Origin of the sequence: Sphingobacterium spiritivorum (genome assembly GCF_016724845.1) — a bacterium.
Classification (GTDB): Bacteria; Bacteroidota; Bacteroidia; order Sphingobacteriales; family Sphingobacteriaceae; genus Sphingobacterium; species Sphingobacterium spiritivorum_A.
On the sequence record NZ_CP068082.1, the window covers coordinates 1973993 to 1995596 of the forward strand.

14 protein-coding genes are annotated in these 21604 nt (G+C 41.3%); 8 read left to right on the plus strand and 6 right to left on the minus strand.

What is annotated here, in order from left to right; genetic code table 11:
* The 3 genes from nagB to I6J03_RS08280 form a co-directional block, all read right to left on the minus strand.
* On the minus strand, window positions 1-1923 hold the full coding sequence (nagB, locus tag I6J03_RS08270) for a glucosamine-6-phosphate deaminase (RefSeq protein WP_201694299.1): 1923 nt from the start codon (window positions 1921-1923) through the stop codon (window positions 1-3).
* Window positions 1924-2074: 151 nt separating this feature from the next.
* Window positions 2075-3226, minus strand: a complete 1152-nt coding sequence (locus tag I6J03_RS08275) for a methionine aminotransferase (protein ID WP_003009255.1) — start codon at window positions 3224-3226, stop codon at window positions 2075-2077.
* Window positions 3227-3300: 74 nt separating this feature from the next.
* Window positions 3301-5790 (minus strand): DUF5686 and carboxypeptidase regulatory-like domain-containing protein, encoded by a 2490-nt coding sequence (locus I6J03_RS08280; protein ID WP_003009258.1) that lies wholly within the window; start codon window positions 5788-5790, stop codon window positions 3301-3303.
* Window positions 5791-5984: 194 nt separating this feature from the next.
* Between I6J03_RS08280 and I6J03_RS08285 the strand changes: the two genes are divergently transcribed.
* The gene (locus tag I6J03_RS08285) at window positions 5985-6677 is read left to right on the plus strand and encodes a TlpA family protein disulfide reductase (protein ID WP_003009260.1); all 693 of its coding nucleotides are present in this window, start codon (window positions 5985-5987) and stop codon (window positions 6675-6677) included.
* 137 nt (window positions 6678-6814) lie between these two features.
* On the opposite strand, the gene radA is transcribed toward I6J03_RS08285, so the two are convergent.
* Window positions 6815-8200, minus strand: coding sequence for a DNA repair protein RadA (radA, locus tag I6J03_RS08290; RefSeq protein ID WP_003009262.1), 1386 nt, complete (start codon window positions 8198-8200; stop codon window positions 6815-6817).
* 255 nt (window positions 8201-8455) lie between these two features.
* A complete protein-coding gene (locus tag I6J03_RS08295) occupies window positions 8456-8746 on the minus strand; it encodes a helix-turn-helix domain-containing protein (RefSeq protein WP_003009263.1) in 291 nt (96 codons plus the stop codon).
* Between the two features lie 172 nt (window positions 8747-8918).
* Between I6J03_RS08295 and I6J03_RS08300 the strand changes: the two genes are divergently transcribed.
* Window positions 8919-9068: a hypothetical protein gene (locus I6J03_RS08300; protein ID WP_003009266.1), complete on the plus strand. Its 150-nt coding sequence runs from the start codon at window positions 8919-8921 to the stop codon at window positions 9066-9068.
* Window positions 9069-9074: 6 nt separating this feature from the next.
* Here I6J03_RS08300 and I6J03_RS08305 read toward each other — a convergent pair whose 3' ends face one another.
* Window positions 9075-9737 carry a rhomboid family intramembrane serine protease gene (locus I6J03_RS08305; protein WP_003009267.1) on the minus strand — a complete coding sequence of 221 codons (663 nt, stop codon included), beginning with the start codon at window positions 9735-9737 and terminating at the stop codon, window positions 9075-9077.
* Window positions 9738-9944: 207 nt separating this feature from the next.
* Between I6J03_RS08305 and I6J03_RS08310 the strand changes: the two genes are divergently transcribed.
* The 6 genes from I6J03_RS08310 (at window position 9945) to I6J03_RS08335 (ending at window position 21389) form a co-directional block, all read left to right on the plus strand.
* Complete coding sequence (locus I6J03_RS08310; RefSeq protein WP_003009269.1) at window positions 9945-12107, plus strand: peptidase domain-containing ABC transporter; 2163 nt, start codon at window positions 9945-9947, stop codon at window positions 12105-12107.
* 205 nt (window positions 12108-12312) lie between these two features.
* Window positions 12313-13182, plus strand: coding sequence for an AraC family transcriptional regulator (locus tag I6J03_RS08315; protein ID WP_003009271.1), 870 nt, complete (start codon window positions 12313-12315; stop codon window positions 13180-13182).
* Between the two features lie 431 nt (window positions 13183-13613).
* Window positions 13614-16631, plus strand: coding sequence for a SusC/RagA family TonB-linked outer membrane protein (locus tag I6J03_RS08320; RefSeq protein ID WP_003009274.1), 3018 nt, complete (start codon window positions 13614-13616; stop codon window positions 16629-16631).
* Between the two features lie 17 nt (window positions 16632-16648).
* Window positions 16649-18274 (plus strand): RagB/SusD family nutrient uptake outer membrane protein, encoded by a 1626-nt coding sequence (locus tag I6J03_RS08325; protein ID WP_003009277.1) that lies wholly within the window; start codon window positions 16649-16651, stop codon window positions 18272-18274.
* Window positions 18275-18351: 77 nt separating this feature from the next.
* On the plus strand, window positions 18352-20169 hold the full coding sequence (locus I6J03_RS08330) for an aryl-sulfate sulfotransferase (RefSeq protein ID WP_003009279.1): 1818 nt from the start codon (window positions 18352-18354) through the stop codon (window positions 20167-20169).
* Between the two features lie 14 nt (window positions 20170-20183).
* Complete coding sequence (locus I6J03_RS08335; RefSeq protein WP_003009281.1) at window positions 20184-21389, plus strand: glycoside hydrolase family 130 protein; 1206 nt, start codon at window positions 20184-20186, stop codon at window positions 21387-21389.
* Window positions 21390-21604 lie beyond the last annotated feature (215 nt).

Sequence of the window (21604 nt, forward strand, 5' to 3'; positions counted from 1 at the left end):
TTAATCGAATTTCCATCTTACAAAAGCTTCAATCGCCTCGTAATCTGCAAGACCTAACTGGTCATAAAGTGAAGCCGTTTCACTTGTACGATCTTCTGCACGCACCCAGAATTCACGCGGATCATCACCCGGGAAAACCGGAAGATCTTTCTGCGACTGGTGTTTGAATATAGCCAGTCGTTTGCGGTATACTTCCTGCGGAGATAGCGGAACAGCCATTTCGATCTCATGGATCGGAAATTCGTGCCATGCTCCACGGTATAGCCACAACCAGCAATCTTTCGTCCACTCATCAGTCTGACGTAATCTTTTTACGGCTTCCAGAATAATGTCAAAACAAATCCGGTGTGTACCATGCGGATCGGCAAAGTCACCCGCAGCAAAAATCTGATGAGGTTTTACCTTACGTAACAGTTCCATCGTCTGAACGATATCATCTTCAAAAGATACATTCTTAGAAAATTTCTGTCTGTCGTAAAACGGAAGATCCTGAAAATGAATATTTGATGCCGGAAGACCAACAAAACGAGCTCCAGCGATTGCCTCACCCTTACGGATTAATGCTTTTATCTTACGAACAATGTCTGTATCAATCTGATTTGGTTTTTTACTGGCGAAGATATCACGGCTTTCATCATATAAAGCTTTGATTTTACTTGCATCAATACCCATTTCATTTGCAAAATCCTCTGCAAATTCCAGGTATCTCACGACATCATCATCCCATACAGCCGTGTTACCACTGGTCTGATAAGCTACATGCACATCATGTCCCTGATCCGCAAGACGGATAAATGTTCCTCCCATAGAGATAACATCATCATCCGGGTGCGGAGAGAATACAATAGATGTTTTCTTTGCCGGATTAGCACGCTCCGGACGTTGAGAATCATCTACATTAGGTTTACCACCCGGCCATCCGGTAATGGTGTGCTGCAGTTCATTAAAAATACGGATATTGATGGTATAAGCAGGACCTTCTTCTGTTACCAGCTTAGCCATTCCGTGACTGTTATAATCTTCTTCCTGAAGTTTTAAGATTGGTTTTTTCACTTCTAAAGCCAGCCAAACAACTGCTTTCTTAGTCAGTTCGGGTGTCCACTCTACATCTTCTGCTAACCAGGGTCTGTCAAAACGAGTCAGTAATGAAGCAGCATCTGTATCCAGAATAAACTCTACATTATCAGATAACTGCAGGTAAGTAGCCGGAATTTCTGAAGAAATTTCACCTTCAACAGCCTTTTTAATGATTTCAGCTTTATTTCCGCTCCATGCCATCAGAATAATCTCTCTGGCTTTGAAGATCGTACCTACACCCATGGTGATCGCTTTGCGGGGCACATTATCTTTACCACCAAAATCTCTTGACGCATCGCGGCGTGTCAGATCATCCAATGTAACCAGACGTGTTCCCGAATTCGGAGCTGAACCAGGCTCATTGAAACCAATGTGACCTGTACGCCCAATACCCAGAATCTGAATATCAAGACCTCCGCAATCCGTAATTTTTTGCTCGTAAGCTGCACAGAATGCCTGTACATCTTTTGCATCCAGCGTACCATCAGGTATATTGATGTTTGCTTTGTCGATGTCTACATGATCAAATAATTTATTATTCATAAATGTCACATAGCTCTGCGCAGCATCTGGTTGCATCGGGTAGTATTCGTCCAAGTTAAACGTTACTACATTTTTGAAACTCAATCCCTCCTCCTTATGCAGACGGATCAATTCCGCATACACTTTTACAGGAGTAGCACCTGTTGCCAGTCCAAGAACAGCCTGTTCGCCATTCTCTTGCTTAGCCCGGATAATATCAGCGATACGTTTGGCAACAACTTTTGATGCCGTATCCTGGTCAGGGTACACACTTACTGGAACTTTTTCGAAGCGTGTCTCTTCCAACAAATTTAATCTAGCCATTTTAGATATAGAGTATTAGATAAGGTGAATAGCAAATTTAATAATTTCTACGGTTTAACCACAGCATGTTTGCGCTTTTTTGCAAGATTTTGTCGGTTATGTCGTTTTTTGCCCTTAAACAATCGTTTGAGCAACATATTTAAATTAAAAATTAGCGAATATTCCTCAGTAAATCAAGGGCTTTGGATAATGTTTCCGTTTTCTTGGCAAAGCATATACGTAATACTTGCTGATTGACCGGAGCAGAATAGAAAGCGGATACAGGAATCATGGCTATTCCGTTATCTTTCGTCAACTGAACCGCAAACTCCTCTTCCGGGAGTTCTGAGATTCTGCTGTAACAAACATTTAAAAAATAAGTACCCTGAGAAGGAATCACATCAAAACCCGTGTCTTTCAGCCCTTCAGCCATAAAATCTCTTTTTTGCTGAAAGAATGAAGGTAAGGACAAATACGTCTGCGGATCCTCCAGATATTTTGCAATAGCATACTGCATCGGCGTATTTACACTGAATACATTAAACTGATGTACCTTACGAAATTCTTTTGTCATCCCCTCAGGAGCGATGCAATATCCGACTTTCCAACCTGTAGTATGCAACAATTTGCCAAAAGAAGCAATGATAAAACTTCGTCTCCGCAATTGCTCATATTCCAGAAGGGAATGGATAGCTCCTCCATCATATACTATATGCTCATACACCTCATCACTGATGATGAGGATATCTGTCCCCTCGACTATATGACAAAGGGCTGTAAGATCTGCAGGCTGAAGGACTCTTCCGGTTGGATTGTTAGGATTATTGATAATGATCATTTTAGTCTTATCCGTCACCAGTTCTTTCACATACTGCCAATCTATCTGAAAATCCGGAGCGAACAAACGTACCGCACGGACTTTACCACCAAAGAGTTCTATTGTAGGTTTATAACAGTCGTATGCCGGTTCAAATATGATGACTTCATCTCCCGGGCTTATCGCAGACGCTATAGCGGTAAATATCGCTTGTGTGCCACCTGCTGTCACTGTAATTTCTTCTGCGGGATCAACGTTAACCTGATAGAGTTGTTCAACTTTAAAAGCAATTCGCTCCCTTAACAGCGGAACTCCGGTCATCAAAGCATATTGATGATGGCCATCCTGCATGGCCTGCTCGACCAGCGCCAGCAACTGAGGATCCGGAGCATAATCCGGAAATCCCTGAGAAAGATTCAATGCACCGTATTGCTGTGCCAAAGCAGACATTCTTGTAAAAATGGTGGTTCCTACATTCGGTAGTTTAGATGATATATCAATGGACATATGAAAAGACTGATAAATATCCACTAATATAGTAGATTATTCCAGAATTATCCGATCAAAAGAAAGGAGCCTTTTTATTTAAGCATATTCAACAATTTGATACTGATCATAAATCCGTTTTCAGCAGATGCTCCCTGCAACTTGCGGACATAGTCTACCCGAAAAATTCTGTACTTACCAAATCCAACATTGTCAAATCCTGCCGTAAATTCATGATATGGTTTGAATCTCGGAACAGCAAGTTGATGATAACCTAAAATCAGATTCCACTTCAACATATTTAATACAGGCACCTTATTCATGACGTAGCCCTTAAAATTATGTTCCGCATGTATCTCAAAATAGGCATCATTGGTACTGCGCGTATAGTAAGGCAACATCAGAAAATTATTAAGATACCGCGAAGCCCGCTCTACATTTGTCTCATTACCATTGAAATGCCTGAAATCGGCAAATCCAATCCCCGAAGCATTAAAGAATTTACCTGCATTCAGTGCGATACCGAAAAGTCCTTTATTGTTAAAATCAAAATCCTGTGTCAGTCTGCCCTTTATAAGCTGATATTCATACTTCTGCTCGGAAGCCCCAAAAGCCTGTTCCCAACCTATTAAAAGGGTAGGAAAAGTAGGATCCTGAATCGACAGTCGTTCATCCGGTCGTTCAATAATCTTTACACCCGGTCGTATACGTGCCGTAATATTATATTTAAATAAATGATGGGGATCAAACACCGGAACAGTATTATCCCCCGGCAATAAAGGGTTGTTGGATGTATACTCATGTTCTCTTCCGGCAAAAGAATAATCTGTATTGTTAAACAAGGATCTTCTATCCGCATACTCCAGAGATACAGATCCAGCGATCTGATCTATCAGATTTCGGGAATAGGAGATTTTAGCAAAATCTTTTTGATAAATCTTCATGTAATTCCTCCTTGAAAACAAGGAATAGGCCATATTAAAAACCGGATCAATCGGCTCCGAATGATTAAACTGCTCTACAGACCGACCGCCTTCCAGTGTCAGAATATCGTAAGTCTGTGTATTAAAACGATGTAAAAGCTTCCCTTTCACACGCAGCTGCTCATCAGCGAGTCCATAGTTGAAAGAGATCTCACCCATACTGTATTTACCTTTATCAACCTCCCCTTTTGCTGCTGAAAATCCTGCATTAAAGTTCCATCCCTGCACGGTATTGAAACTCGTAGACAAGAGGTTGGATAAACCGCGGTACCGGAATACAAAATGATCCGGTGTTTGCCGATAGGTATAACCGATCAACAAATCCAGAGGTTTAAACTGATTATTTTTTCTATCCAGAGAATCGATATACCGGGGTGAATTTCTGACCTGCTGAATACTGTCTTTCTTACTATAATCAGCGGACTCCTCAGCTGTCAGCGGTACAGGTCTGTACTTTTCCCAGTAATCATTTCCTTTTTTATTTGCCAACGGATCTATCTTAGCTATGACATTGGTAAATGTCTTCTTTTCAAAAGCATTGACGTAATTGTAATTCGAAAAATTATGTATGTACCGCCCGTCGAATGCGATCCCCAATATACTGATCTGGAACTCTATGGTTTGCAGCATCTTCGACCACTTTTGATCCCGGGCATTATAGGCATACTGCTGTATCAGATGCAACGTATCAATAATTGGCTGATTCATCTGTGAACCTTTAATAATAAAATCTACCCCATATATTTCCCAGCTTCCGTCCACAATATAAATATAACCTTTGACGACCGGTTCGGATTCACGCACAGGAGTTACTTTTATCTTATGAACCCGCATCTTCGGTTCCACATCAATAACATTTTCCCTTTTAAATTTATAATAGGAGAATGCTGCATTAGCCAATGGAGATACAATACTTGATCCCAGTGTCACATTGTTTGCATAGAAATCGAAATTTGTTCCGTAAGCCGTATTGAAGCTGAATCCTTTATCATCCCCACTCACTTTGGATGCGATAATATGTTCTTTTATCTTGTCTGGTTTCTGAAAACTAATCTCAGACACCGTTTCAGAAAGGTATACAACACCTGTACGGGATGTATCTAATGCCAGCTCATCATCGTCAATCTTTTGTCCAAGTATTTTTTTGGGTAGCTTCTTTACTCTAAGCAGTCCCTTTGAATAGAAGTCCGCTGTATATTTATCATTTTTTTCTGCATTAACCTGACGTTCTGCAATTGCCTGCCGTATAATCCGCACCGCAGGATCCTCTCCTTTCATAGTCACGACGACTTCCCCGATCTGCCTCTCCTCTGCTTCCAATCGCACATTCATAATATGGGGCTGCTCGTTTATCTGCACCGACACGATCTGTGTCTTATAACCGAGATTTTGAAAAACAAGGGTACGATTCTTCTCATCTTTGGACACTTTCAGCTCGTATTGTCCCAACATATTGGTCGATGTTCCGGAGGTACTGTTTTGTACAAACACGGATACGGAAGGAAGCGGCCTTCCTGTCTGATCGGTTACTACACCTTTAATCTGAGCTGACAAGGAGAAAGAGAGAAGCATTAAACATAAAAAAGAGAGAATATTTTTCATCCGTAAAGTATTGGTCGACAAGTTGTATTGATTATTAGGTTAAAAAGCAAATATAATTGTGCAAATCTTATTATTCTGTTAAAGATTGTTAAGAATAAATAATCTTCAGTTGAATTCTAAAATCATTATATGACAATAATATTACTCGACTAGTTTAATAGATTACTTTATATTTGTAGAAAACAAATCAGCACATGAAAAAAATATGCCTATACCTTCTTCTTGCACTTCCGATACTCGCTTTCGGACAGCAGGGATCACAAAAGAAGGAACTTACCAAGCAGGAATATATAGATCTGGTCAAAGCCTATCCGGACTCCGTATCCAGTCTGATCTCTTTGAGGAGAGTGGGTGGATATGATCCGGATTATAAGGAGATGCAGGAACTCTACAACGGACTGAGTAAAAACGTAAAGAAATCTAAAGAAGGAAAAGAATTTCAGGACTATTTACGGGTGTTATCTACGGTTGCAGTCGGAAAACAAGCTCCTGAATTTACTCAAAATGACACGACCGGCAATCCCGTTAAACTAAAAGATTTCAGAGGTAAATATGTCTTGTTAGATTTCTGGGCATCATGGTGTCCGGATTGTCGTGTAGAAAGTCCTGATCTGGTCGCTACCTATGAAAAATTCAAGAGCGATAAGTTCGAAATCCTGGGAATCTCATTTGACAAAGATAAAGCAGCATGGACCAAAGCTATACATGCGGATAAAAGACACTGGAGACATGTATCAGATCTGAAGCGCTGGCAAAATGATGTAGGAACATTATATGGCGTAAAAGCTATTCCGCAGAATGTCCTTATCGATCCGAACGGCAAAATAATAGCCCGGAATCTGCATAAAGAAGCGCTGGACAGGAAACTGGCAGAAGTACTTAAATAGACAGATACAAGAACTTTGAAACAATAAAATACAATAGCCCCTGAAATTTGATTCAGGGGCTATTGTATTATACAGGGATATACTCTGCAGTTGATTTGGGATCAGCATGACTACGTCTGCTAAGACTCTACTTTCCGTTAACCAAATAAGGCCCGGAAAATATCCTCTAATGTGGCCATAGGCCGGATTGCAATATTATACTTTTTCGGGTCAAGACCTTTTATATTGAATTTGGATATAAAAATTCCTTCAAAACCCAGTTTTTCTGCTTCAGCTATGCGTTGCTCAATTCGGTTTACTGCCCGTATTTCTCCGGACAGTCCTACTTCTCCGGCAAAAGCAATCGTTGTTTTTATCGGCATATCCTGTTGTGAAGAGATAATCGCAACAATCACAGCAAGATCGATAGCGGGATCTTCTACACGTAAACCGCCGGCAATATTCAGGAAGACATCCTGTGCACTCAGACGAAAGCCAAAGCGTTTTTCAAGAACAGCCAGCAGCATATTTAACCGCTTCGTATCGTATCCTGTAGAAGATCGCTGTGCGGTACCGAATGCCGAATTGCTCACCAAAGCCTGCACCTCTATCATCATCGGGCGCATCCCTTCAAGCATCGCAGCAATAGAAACACCGCTCACAGGTGCATCCCGCTGAGAAATCATAATCTCAGACGGGTTAGAAACTTCTCTCAAACCCGAACCCTGCATCTCATAGATACCAAGTTCAGATGCAGATCCGAACCGATTCTTTACCGCCCGAAGAATTCTGTAGACATGATGACGATCTCCTTCAAACTGCAGAACAGTATCAACCATATGCTCCAATACCTTTGGGCCTGCAATAGATCCGTCTTTAGTGATATGACCGACGATAAATACAGGAGTACTGGTCTCTTTTGCAAACCGAAGAAGTTCAGCCGTACATTCTCTTACCTGAGATACAGATCCCGGAGCAGATTCAATCTGTGAAGAATGTAAGGTCTGAATGGAATCTATCACAATAACATCCGGCTGTACAGCTTCTATCTGTTTAAATATATTTTGTGTAGATGTCTCTGTCAGTATATAACAATTGGCCTTTGAAGACTGGGAAAGGCGCTCTGCCCGCATTTTGATCTGCTGTTCACTCTCCTCACCCGAAATATAAAGGGTTTTCACCTGAGGAATGGAAAGTGCCAGCTGCAACATCAATGTAGATTTTCCTATACCCGGCTCTCCTCCTATCAGCACTAATGATCCGGGTACGATTCCTCCACCCAGTACTCTGTTGAACTCCTGATCAGGGGTCAATATCCGGGACTCATCCTGATAAACAATTTCGTGTATAATTGCAGCTTTATTCGCCCGTTTGGATACAGAAGCCGTGGTCGTACTCCGCCATTCGGGCACTTTGGAATTACCCTTTTCGACCACTTCTTCTACAAATGAGTTCCATTGTTTACAGGACGGACATTGACCTAACCATTTCGGGGATTCATACCCACAGTTTTGACAGAAATATGCTGATTTACTTTTAGCCATTATACGAAATTACTAAAAAATAATCAGGGCATGTGCAGGGATTATCAAACAGCAGGAAAGAAAATAATAGCTGAATAAGGTGGAAGGGAAATATAAAATAAATACGCCATCAGAAGCTATTCTACCTAATCAGTATCCGGTTGGGTAGTTATACAGCTGTATAAAATAAACGAATAGCCGAATCATCCACATCAGGGAATCAGATCTGCATGAATATGGACAATTAGTTCAAAAATGGAAATTAAATAAAGAAAATCAACCTTTTACCAGCCCTTTAATTTTGTAAAAGGACCATTTGATTGCATACCAAATCAAACCAAATGTGTTCTCTCTTGTAACATCACTTGCGAGGGATGGCGGCAACAGCTCATACACACTAATACCGAAAAGGTGGGCGATTTTATAAACCTGATCGACTTTTACTTTGGTCTCCCCTCTTTCAATTTTAGAATAAGCTGCCTGGGACATATCTAATTTAAATGCCACAGCTTCCTGAGATACTTTTAAGTTTTCTCTCTTGATACGAATGTATTCTCCAATTTCCATATCCGTTACCAATTAATTCTGCCATAAATATAATAATATAAAAAATTATAACCTACGGTTATAAGAAAAACTTCAGTTACAACGCTAAGTTATAACATACAACTCAGGGTTGTGGTAGCTCCTCTGATCTAGATCTAGCTTTGGTTTAAATATTTAAATAACCCAAAATGCTATGAATAATTTAGAAAAAAAAACAACAGAATCTCAGGCTGAATTAAAAGAATTAACACTAGAGGAACAAATCAATATCAATGGCGGATCCAGAAATGATCCTAAACAAGAAGATTTGTGGGATATCATTTCAAAATGGCTTTTTCAATAGGATAACCTATTGAAAAACAGATTTAAATGAATTTATAAATTCTAAAAAAGCCGGTGGCCTGACACAAAATGCCAATACTGATCCTAACAAAAAAGCAAAAATATGTAGCCCCTTATTAACTTTACTTTTAGGGACAAAGCTCAGCAGTAGAATAACAATAAGTACCGCTAACCAAAATTGTGCGCTTACTTTGATTGCTTCTATCCAGAAACTACTCATTTTTTGAAGAGGAAAGTACAAAAAGCTGAACCCGTATAAGCCAAAAGTTAATCCGGAAGCACCTACAGCTGTATATGTAAAGTCATCTTTTTTGATATAGGTTTGAAAAAGATTTGGGATAACAACTAAGCATATGATAATCAAAATAGAAAGTAAATATGCTGCATTCGTCCCGTATTCTTGCTTTATCAACCCAAACAGGTCATATAAAAGGGCATAGATCAATACCACATTGACAAGAAGGTGTATCCAGCTTCTGTGCACTAATGCCGAGGTAAATAAGGTATGCCACCTTTTGCCCCGGCATATTTCATACGGGTGCAGGAGCAGTTTATAAAAAAACGGTTTATAGTAAAACCCGATAATGCTACAGATAATAATCACAGGTACCAGAGTATATGACCATGGTGACTCTGCAGGAGTAGGTAATATATCAAATATTGCGGGCATATGTAGAATGTATAAGCGAATGTATTATTTTTTTCAAGATATAATCACTGCCCGTTGAACAAAATTTTATTTTTTATATACAATTCTGAAAATCACTAACTTACAACAATTATCAAATAAGAGATAATATGTGTGAGTTTGATTTATCTTACACGACCGCGATCTAAAGCTTAAGCCCATTACTATATATCTGCTACAGAATCACCGATGAAAAAAAACTGCCTGATAAAACAACATGATATCAAAGACTGCGGTGCTGCATGTCTGGCATCTGTAGGTACTCATTTTGGATTGGAGGTTCCTCTGGCAAGGATCCGGCAAATCTGTCATACCGATAGTAAGGGCACCAATGTTCTGGGCATAATACAGGGGCTACAGAGCATGGGATTCGATGCCAAAGGAGTCAAGGCAACAGTCCGGTCTCTTTCCGGAATACCTCTTCCTGCTATTGCACATCTTATTCTAAAAAACAAACTCCATCATTATGTCGTCATTTATGAGGTGACTAAAGACAAGGTCTCTGTCATGAATCCTGCTCATGGAAAAATGGAACGGTTCAGCATTCAGGAATTTGCAGAAATATGGACAGGAGTCCTTATTATGATGGAGCCGAATGAATTTTTCCGGCAAAAGAAGGAGAAGATCAGTAATTATTCCCGGTTCTGGAACCTGATCAAACCACATAAGACAATGGCCATACCAGCGCTGCTTGGCGCACTGGTATATACTATACTTGGTCTTTCCATGTCCATTTATATACAGAAAATAACAGATGAGGTGCTTGTTGACGGAAACCTCCGTTTACTCAACCTGCTCTCCTTAATCATGATTGTGATCCTGTTATTTCAGCTCTTTATAGGTTCCATGAAAAGCATCATGGTACTAAAGACCGGCCAGCGTATAGACCGTTATCTGATTCTGGGGTATTACAAGCATTTGCTGCAGTTGCCTCAGCGTTTTTTTGATACCATGAAAGTCGGCGAAATTATTTCCCGGGTGAATGATGCGGTCAAAATAAGAACTTTTATCAACGATGTCTCCATTCAGATTGTTGTGAACGTATTTATTATCCTTTTTTCGTTTACACTGATGTTTACCTATTACTGGAAGCTGGCCCTTATTATCATGTTGGTTATTCCTTTATACCTGTTTATTTACTGGATTTCCAATAAACTCAATAAGAAGGTAGAGCGAAGAATGATGGAAGATGCAGCTGATCTGGAATCTCATATGGTAGAATCCTTACACGCCATCAGCACAATCAAACAGTTTGGAGTAGAGAATTATGCCAATAAGAAAACCGACAGTAACTTCAGTAAACTACTCGGCACCATCTACAACTCTGTGATGAATACCCTGTTCTCTACAAATGCTTCAGAGTTTTTATCTAAACTATTTACCATTATACTCCTGTGGATAGGTACGCGATATGTAATAGATCGTTCCATCACACCCGGAGAATTGTTATCATTCTATGCTTTGATTGGTTACTTTACAGGGCCTGTATCGCAACTTATCGGCACAAACAAGGCCATACAGAATGCGCTCATTGCTGCAGACAGATTATTCGAGATCATGGATCTGGAACGGGAAGAGTTAACAGGCAAAACGGACTTGTCCGCAGATTCTATAGGAGATATTAAATTAGAAGAAGTATCCTTTAGCTATGGATCTCGCGCGCCTGTTTTCAAGGATTTTTCATGCACATTCAAAAAAGGACAGACAACAGCTGTTGTAGGAGAAAGCGGCTCCGGAAAAACGACTTTAGCAGCACTGATACAGCATATCTATCCGATCAACAACGGAAAAATATCCATTGGTTCCAGCAATATCAGCCAAATCAGCAGGCATTCACTCCGAAATCTCATTTCTATAGTTCCACAACAAGTAGATCTCTTTTCCGGAAATGTTATTGAAAATATAGCACTCGGAGAAGATTCTCCGGACCTTAGCCGCATTGTTGATATTACGACATCACTGGGTATCCTGCCTTTTATCGAAAAATTACCTGAGGGTTTTGAAACACATCTGGGCGAAAACGGAGCTGTATTATCCGGCGGCCAAAAACAACGGATCGCTATAGCGCGGGCACTTTACAAAGATCCTGAAATCCTTATTCTGGATGAGGCTACATCTTCACTGGATACGGAATCCGAACTGCTGATACAACAGACTCTTACGCAATTCAAAGCACTGGGCAAGACTATGATAGTCATCGCACACCGTCTCAGTACAATTGCCCATGCAGATACAATCATGGTGCTCAAAGACGGCAAACTGATCGAAGAAGGAAATCATCAGCAGTTACTCCAGCAAGATAGCACATACCGTTCAATGTGGCAGAAACAAAGCCTGTTCATTCAGAATTAAAGAATATGCATAATCACCGTGCTGCCAAATAACTCTACTCACCTGCGAATCAGATTGTTTAAGCCTAAAAAAATCAGCTTTGAAACCGTTGATAAGATGAACAAATATTCTTGTTTCCAAAAAAACCAGATTAAGAAAAAAACAATCAAAACAAAAACCAAAATCATTAGATTTGGAATTGATCAACCAAAATAATACTGAGGTTATGCTTTCCGATATTTATAGAGAAAAATCGCCATTGTCCGAGCAAGATTGTTTTGTCGTATTTGACCGCAGAAAATCCTCGTTCACATTTCCTGTACATATCCATCCGGAATATGAGATTAACTATGTGGAAGGGGCATCAGGAGCATTGCGTATTATCGGAGATTCCATAGAGAATATCGGAGAGAAAGATCTGGTACTGATTGCCAATCCGGAGCTCAAACATGCCTGGAAAGACGGAGACTGCACATCCACCAATATTCATGAGATTACCATCCAGTTTCATCCCTCCTTAATCGAACAATGTCTGGATAAGAAACAATTTCAGAGTATTCAGCAATTGTTTGCCCGTGCGTCGAAAGGGGTTCATTTTGGTGCTGCAACAATAGAAAAAGTCCTCCCTTTACTTCGGATCATTACAATGGAAAAGGACGGATTTTATGCCGTAATGAAGTTGTTTATTCTTCTTTATGAATTGTCAAAAGGGGACGACCTGCGCGAACTCTCCAGTGAAACCACTATAGAAATGACAAAAAATGAGATTTTGCTACACAAACTTCAAAACTACGTATCTTCTAATATTGCAGAAGTAATCCGGCTTCCCGAAGCTGCAGACGCATTGAACATGAGCCGATCCACTTTTGCCCGTTTTATCAAATGCAATACGGCAATGAATTTTACAGATTACCTTCTGGATTTCAGAATAAATATGGCAACACGCAAACTAAAGGATGCAGCACCTATATCCGAGGTTGTCAGTCTTTGTGGTTTTAACAGTATTTCTTATTTCTATCGGGTCTTTAAAAAAGCAAAAGGCATTACACCTGCCGAATTCAGAGACAACAGCAAAAATCAGCAGTTGATTATTTAAATGCTGCTAAACCTCCGCTATATTTTTGCATTCGTACAAAACAACCTTCCCATAAGAGTAAATAGTTCAATAAAATTGAGCTAATTGTACAATTATAATCACACAAATGAAGTTTAAAACACTATTTATCAGAATCTTAAAAGAAATCCAAGTCTTTCAAATACGACAAAAACTTGTCTGCATAAGAACTAATTTTTTGCAGAGATAAGAACTCCTGCTCTCTCTTTTAACATTTCCCCATCAAATAAAGATTAAAAAGTTCAATCCGATTGAAGCAATAGTTCAATTTACGGAATATGTTTTCCTGTAGTTTAGCTCCGGACAAATTCCAAAAACACTCCGGATAGACTAATACACACAGATCATGAAGTCAGTACATCCTCCGGTTGTTTAGGAAAACACAACCATCAACCCAGAAAATTATAAACCGTATGAGAAGAATTATTTTAATACTCTTGCTTGGAGTCTGTAGTCTATATGCTTGGGCGCAGCAGGCTATCACTGTCAAAGGGACAGTCAGAGACAAAGAAAACAAGCCTGTAATCGGAGCAACAGTTGCCGTAAAAGGCAGTTCCGAAGGTACAAAAACAGATGTTGACGGAAATTTCACGATCAGCATCCCGCAAGGCAAAATACTCCAGTTTTCGTATGTAGGTAAGCAAAAATCTGAACTTACCGTCTCAGACGCATCCTTTTTACAGATTACTTTAGAAGAAGATAATCAGCTGGACGAAGTCGTTGTCGTCGGGTACGGAACAGTCAAAAGACGAGACCTGACCGGCGCCGTAGCTTCCGTGACAGGCAAAGATCTTCAGGCTGATGTTGCAAAAAGTGCCAGCGGAGCTTTGCAAGGCAGGATCGCCGGTGTCACCGTATCTAATACAGGAGGTCAGCCCGGCTCTGGTATGAGCATCAATGTCCGGGGACTTAGTTCCTTAGGAGCCAACACCCCTCTATATGTCATCGATGGTGTATACGGGAATATCAACATGGTAGATCCTGCTGATATTGCGTCTCTGGAAGTACTCAAAGATGCTTCTGCGGCTGCTATTTACGGTTCAAGAGCCGCAAATGGTGTAGTGCTCATCACCACCAAAAGCGGCAAAAAGGAAATGGCTCCCACGATCAATGTAAACTTCTATTCGGGCGTTCAGCATATTACCAAAAAACTGGGCGTGCTGGATGCACAACAGTGGAAAACGATAATGAAACAATCAGGCTATCTTCCTCAGGAGGCAGTAGACTATCAGGGTACCGGAACCAACTGGCAGGATGAAGTATACAGAACAGCTCCCGTAACTAAAGCCAATGTTGGTATTACTGGCGGATCACAACAGGCTACTTACAGCTTATCTGCCGGATATATCAATCAGAAAGGGATTCTGATCAACTCTGGTTACGATGCGTTCAATATCCGGTCTAAAAACACCTTTTCCTTTTTTAATGACAACTTCAGATTAGGCAATACCCTATTGCTGAAAACATCTAATAAAGATATCAACAGATTAACGATTACAGATGCACTTCGTCAAAACCCTCTGATGCCTGTCTATGATGCAGATCAGCTTGGCGGATACGCAGGTATTTCACCATGGATGAAAAACATGGACAATCCTGTAGGTGCCTCACGTCTGTTTGACAATGAAGTACATAGCACAGAAATATTGTTCAATGCTTATGCAGAGGTGGATCTGTGGCTGAAGGGATTGAAATACAAACTCAACTTTGGTTATAACAAAGACAATGGACGCAACTATGCTTATAATGCGCCATACGATTTTGGTTCCGGAGCAGTTCAGTCAAAGTTAAACGAATCGGCATTTTTTGAAAATCAATGGTTGCTGGAACATACCCTGCATTACGACAATACCTTTGAAAAACATACCGTATCTGCACTATTGGGTTATTCTTCCCAGAAAAATTCGAATCGCGGATTTGGTGCCGGACGTAGTGATATTCCGTTCGGAACCAACTCCATAGGTGCAGGCTCTACAACACAGCAAACCACTTCAGGTCAGCTTCAGGAATATGCCTTGCTGTCTCAGTTTGCCAGAGCAATGTATAGCTATGATTCACGCTATATGTTGACTGCATCTGTACGAAGAGATGGTTCTTCAAGATTTGCAGACGGCCACAGATATGGAATATTTCCCTCGGTATCAGTCGGCTGGAACATCATGAACGAAAGTTTCTTTGCTCAGGCTAAGAACAAAATCAGCGAACTGAAACTACGGGCCAGCTACGGAATTCTGGGGAATCAGGAAATCGGAAATTATGCAACACAGAATATCAGCTCCAGCGGCATCAATTACATCCAGGGAGGAACATGGTGGATGGGAAGCAATACCGGCGTGACATGGGTTTCTCCTAAAAACCTGACATGGGAAGAGACTAAAACAAGTAATGTGGGATTGGATGTAAGCATTCTGAACGGCAAGTTTGGCTTGAATGCGGATTATTATGTCCAGGAGACGAATGATGTGTTGCTGAGCATCGCTATGCCAAGCTCTGCAGGTATGAACGGAAGCCCCACTATGAATGCGGGCGTAATTCAGAATAAAGGATTTGAACTTTTATTAAATCACAAGAATAATGTCGGTGAAGTACACTACAACATTGCCGTGAATGCATCGACCGTAAAAAACAAGGTCAAGGCCGTGACTGTCGGATCCACTCAGGAGTTTGGCGGTTATAATCCTCAGGGAGAAGGCACTATCACCTGGGCAAAGGTCGGTGATCCAATTGGTGCCTTCTATCTGATAAAAACCAATGGCCTGTTTCAATCTGAGGAAGAAGTAAAAGCCCATACAACTCAGAATGGTCAGCTTATTCAGCCGGATGCAAAACCGGGAGATATCCGCTTTGTAGATTTCAACGGAGATGGCAAGATCACAGATGATGACCGGCAATATGCGGGAAGTCCGTTTCCGGATTTCAACTATGGAATCAGAGGAAATGTTTCCTATAAAGGAATTGATCTGGGTATATTTTTCGACGGGATGGCGGGAAATAAAATATATAACTATACCCGGGCACGGATGGAGTCTATGAATGAATTTACCAATTTCGGTTCCAATGTAGAAAATGCATGGACCGAACAGAACAGAGATACGGATGTACCTCGTTTCACACAGGAGGATAAAAACAAAAATAGCAGGAGAGTCAGTGACCGTTGGTTAGAAAGCGGTTCTTTCTTCAGACTCAAAACACTGGAAATCGGTTATACATTCAATACGCAGTGGGTAAGCAAAGCGAAGTTCAAAAATCTTCGTCTCTTCGCTGCTGCTGACAATCTTTTCACGTCGACCAAATACAAAGGATATACACCTGATCTCGGACAGAATGACGATCAGAACGGTGGAGGCTCAAGTACGATGTCCAGAGGCACAGATCATGGACGATTCCCATTAGCCAGAACAATTATGATCGGTCTGCAAGCGAATTTCTAACACTTAAAAAGTAAAACATGAAAACCACTATATTAAAAAATATATCATTTGCTGCGATAGTCGCACTATCCCTATCGGGCTGCAAATCAGACTTTTTAGATCTGGTCAATCCAAATCAGGCTGTTGAAGAAACATTCTGGACATCAGAAGCTAATGCACAGGCTGCCTTAGCAACGGTTTACTCGCCGATACGGGGACAGATGTACGGATATTTTGGCGGATACACCGGATGGCATACCATGAACAGGGCCGATGATGTATGGTTTATATTGGGCGAAGAAATCCTGAACTGGGAACCGGCTACCTATACCAATACGGCCAATACGGCCGAAAGCGATTTCGGAAGATTATACAATTGTATCAACAGAGCAAATGTCGTACTCAAAAATATACGGAATGTTCCAATGAGTGAAAATAAGATAAATGAGCTGTATGCAGAAGCCAGTTTTCTGAGAGGTTATGCTTATTTTCTACTTGCCAGCAACTTTGGGGATGTGCCTATACGCCTGCTCCCTGCAGGCGAGAGCTCTGATGAGATCATGAAAAAATCTTCCCCTGAGGAAGAAGTCTGGAAACAGGTTGCAGAAGATTTCAAGACCGCAAAAGAATATCTGCCTGTTACAAGGCCGGCTGCAGAAGCAGGGCGTGTGACCAAAGGTGCTGCTATCGCTTACTTAGGTAAGACTTATCTTTTCATGAAGCGTTATCCGGAAGCGGAAGCGGAGCTGGCAACCATTATGAAAGCTCCGTACAACTACGATCTGGTTGAAAACTTCGAAGACAACTTTACCGAATATAAGGAACTCAACAAAGAATCCATATTTGAGCTTATCTATGACGGCAGTTTCGGCAGCGGTTCATGGGGATCTGAAGAATCGACCAGTACGCAAGGTTTTGTGATTGCCAACTTTGTCGGTCCGCAGGGAACAGGAGGGTGGTTCAAGTGGATGCCAACCGCCTCCATTGTCAAAAGCTTCACAGCAGAAGAGCGCCCTGCGGGATCAAACTCCCGATTTGACAAACGAATGTACACCAGTCTTTTCTGGAAGCATTCAGACTTCGAATCGACTGTTCCGGATGGTGCATGGTTCGGGAATATGTCATTTGACAAAATATGGGAAGCATGTGCAACCAAACGCCTTCGCGGAGAGCCGGATTTCCCAACTATAAATGCTGTAAAAGGCAGGTTCTTGATTAAAAAGTTTACCAACTTTTATAAAAATGAAGCCGATGCTAACAGCATGTACAATCAACAAAACCAAAATAATAATCTTCGTGTAATGCGCTATGCCGAGGTCCTGCTGATGCATGCGGAAGCCTGTATCAAGACGGGTAAACTGGGAGACGCAGCAGCGGATCTTACACGTATTCGAAACCGTGCAGGACTGGCATCAAAGACCTGGGCTAATGCTGATGAATTATGGAAAGAAATGATCCATCAGAACGAACTGGAATTCTTCTTTGAGGGTCACCGCTTTTTTGACCTGAAACGTTGGTACTCTTACGACCAGATGAAGCAAATCCTTGTAACCAACAAAAAACAAGGGGCAGAGAATTTTCAGGCAAGACACTATTATCTTCCTATACCACAGGGAGAGATGAATACAAATACAGCGATCCAGCAACATCCGCTCTGGAGATAATAAGAACAAGTACTAATGCAATCATAAAACCAGACAGGGGGCAGTAAAATGTTCCCTGTCTTTTATCACAAAACATTATGTCTGGACAATTTTTAAGGAGAAGATTCACTATACAGATGCTGTTCACTATCCTTTTGCTTTCAGTAAGCTGTAGGGACGATAAGACCGACACAACAAGTACCGATCTTCCCTTTCATGCCGCTCTGGAAGCAATGATAGACAAGGGAGCTCTTCTCCAAAAGTATTTAAAGGGTGCTGAATATTATGTTTTTTATTTTGAAACAGGAGAGGTCAGTGTACCGGCATCTGTTATCAAAGAGGTCAAAGAAACTCCCGAACTATGGTCTACACAAATCACCTTTACAGATCAGCAAGCTCTGACTATCCCGTCAAAAGGAACTAAGCTAGACTTTATTGTAAAAGATATCGTCTTGGATCCTACAGGATATAATCCTCTCGCAGCTATGGTAGATGTCCTATTGCCTGCAACGGGAAGAATTAGAGTCATCGTGAAAGGCAAATCCGGAGAACAAGGCACCATTACACACTTACTGCAGACACAGACGCCCAGACAGCAGGTACCTGTACTGGGACTATATGCCAATTATAATAATGAGGTCGAACTTGTATTCACTGACAAAGATGGTCTTGAACGGGGTCGCACTTCTATATCGATCCGGACAAAACCTCTTGATATAAGTTCTTTTCCCTCTTTTGAAATCATCACTGCTCAAACGGCCCGAATGGAACCCGGGGTGAATCTGGTAAGTTATCCGGGAGAGAGCGAACTGGACACTTCCTGTCCCTATATGTTGGACGCCGATGGAGAAATCCGGTGGATATTGCTTCTCAAAAAGTCCCCGGAACTGCAATACTTAGCAGCTTCTATTGGTCTGAAACGACTTAAAAACGGAAATTTTCTATCAGGAGATATGTATCAAAACCGAATTGTCGAACTGGATCTGTTCGGAAAGCTTGTCCGGCAGTGGGATCTCAAAAAGCTAGGATACACCTTCCATCATGAAGTATCGGAAGCCAAAAACGGAAATTTCCTGATCACAGTGACAAAATCCAGTGCCCGTCTGAATAATGGCAAACCCAGAATCAATGATCATATTATAGAGCTTAATCCCACCTCCGGAAGTCTTGTCCATGAATGGGATCTGGTAAGTTTGCTGGACAGCGCACGATATGACACGCCGGATGCTAACACGCCTCAGCAATTTGCCCAGACAGCAAGTAACTGGGCCCACAACAACTCTATTGCAGAGCGTGGTAATGATCTTCTGGCCACCTTGCGTTATCAGGGGATTACCAGTTTTAATCCGTCCAATAAGCTGAAGTGGATTATTTCGCCACACAAAGGATGGGGCGCAGCCTATCAGCCCTATCTGTTACAGCCTCTGGATAAGCAGGGACAACCGGTTACTGATCCTAAGGTCATTTCCGGAGAGGTCGCTCATCCTGATTTTGACTGGCCATGGGGCCCACATACTCCTGTAGTAATGCCAAATGGTAATATCCTTGTTTTTGATAATGGCTACAACCGCCATTTCAAGCCCAATGACCTAAGCTCCGACCAAAGCTACAGCCGTGTAGTAGAATATGCGGTCGATGAAGTAAGAAAAACTGTACAACAAGTATGGGCATATGGACAAAACAGAGGAAGAAGAACCTTTTCACAGGCGCTTTCAGGAGTACAATACCTATCCCAAACCGGAAATATATTATTCTGTCCGGGAATGGGGACAGTGACCAACAAAGGGAGCGGAGGCCATATTATCGAAATAGATGGCAAAACCAAGGAAGTTATCTATGAACTGGAGATCAGCTCCCCAAGCTATACCGCTTTTCATAGGGTAACCCGTCTTTCCTTATATCCGGACAATCTATAACCTATTGATTACACATGAGCCAGCAGAACAACATGAGGGGAGACTTTTTTAAGCAGAGAAGAGCATTACTTTTTGACAGACACGAAGAATTACTGACAAGAACCAATATACCACAATCAGATTTCAATGGTATTATAAATCGTTATCAATATCCGGTCATCAGCAAACATCATATTCCGTTAAACTGGCGATATGATCTTAATCCCGAAACGAATCCACATTTTTTAGAACGGATTGCAGTCAATTCGACCTTAAATGCCGGAGCAATCAAATGGAAGGGGCGATATCTTCTGCTGGTGCGTGTAGAAGGAGTAGACAGAAAATCCTTCTTTGCGATAGCAGAAAGTCCCAATGGTATTGATAATTTTCGCTTCTGGGAACGGCCCTTATCTTTTCCTGACAATGATGAACAAGAGACGAATGTCTATGATATTCGTCTTACAGCACATGAAGACGGATGGATCTATGGCATCTTTTGTAGCGAAAAACATGATCCGAAGGCTTCTTCCGGGGATTTGTCTTCTGCTCTCGCCTCGGCAGGCATTATCCGTACAAAAGATTTTGTGCATTGGGAAAGACTTCCCAATATCAAGGCTGACAGTCAGCAGCGTAATGTCGTCTTGCATCCCGAATTTGTAAATGGCAAATATGCGCTGTATACACGTCCTCAGGATGATTTTATCTTAGCCAAAAATGGAGGAGGAATAGGATGGGCACTGACAGAGGACATTTGTCATGCCGCAATACAAAACGAAATCATCATCAATAAACGTCATTATCATACGATTAAAGAGGTCAAAAACGGAGAAGGACCTTCTCCGCTTAAAACGACCAAAGGCTGGCTCCATCTGGCTCACGGTGTAAGACATACCGCAGCCGGGCTCCGCTATGTACTCTATCTGTACCTCACAAGTCTGACAAATCCGGAAATACTGATCGCCGAGCCGGCAGGATATTTAATGGCTCCGGAGCAAGATGAGCGGATTGGTGATGTATCAAATGTGCTGTTTTCCAATGGCTGGATTGCAGATGAAAACGGAACAGTATATATTTATTACGCATCCAGTGATACACGGATGCATGTAGCCGTTTCTACTATAGATCAATTGCTGGATTATTGTCTTCATACACCGCAAGACGGATTAAGAACAATAGAATCTATAAAAAAAATTAATGAACTCATTGACAAAAACAATGTATACAAACAACAGAATGAATAACAAGATTAGTGTATTCCGCTTCTTTGTTGCACTGTTATTTACCATCCATCCGTTAACAGGGATGGGACAGCATACAGACATTAAACATTTGATACCGTAAACTTACTGAGGCTAGTCAGTTTTCAGAAAAATTTTTGATCATTAACTGGTGAGTATTATATTAACACTCGTAAAGAAATAGAAAAAATGTACCTTTAGCCGCTCCATAAAAAATT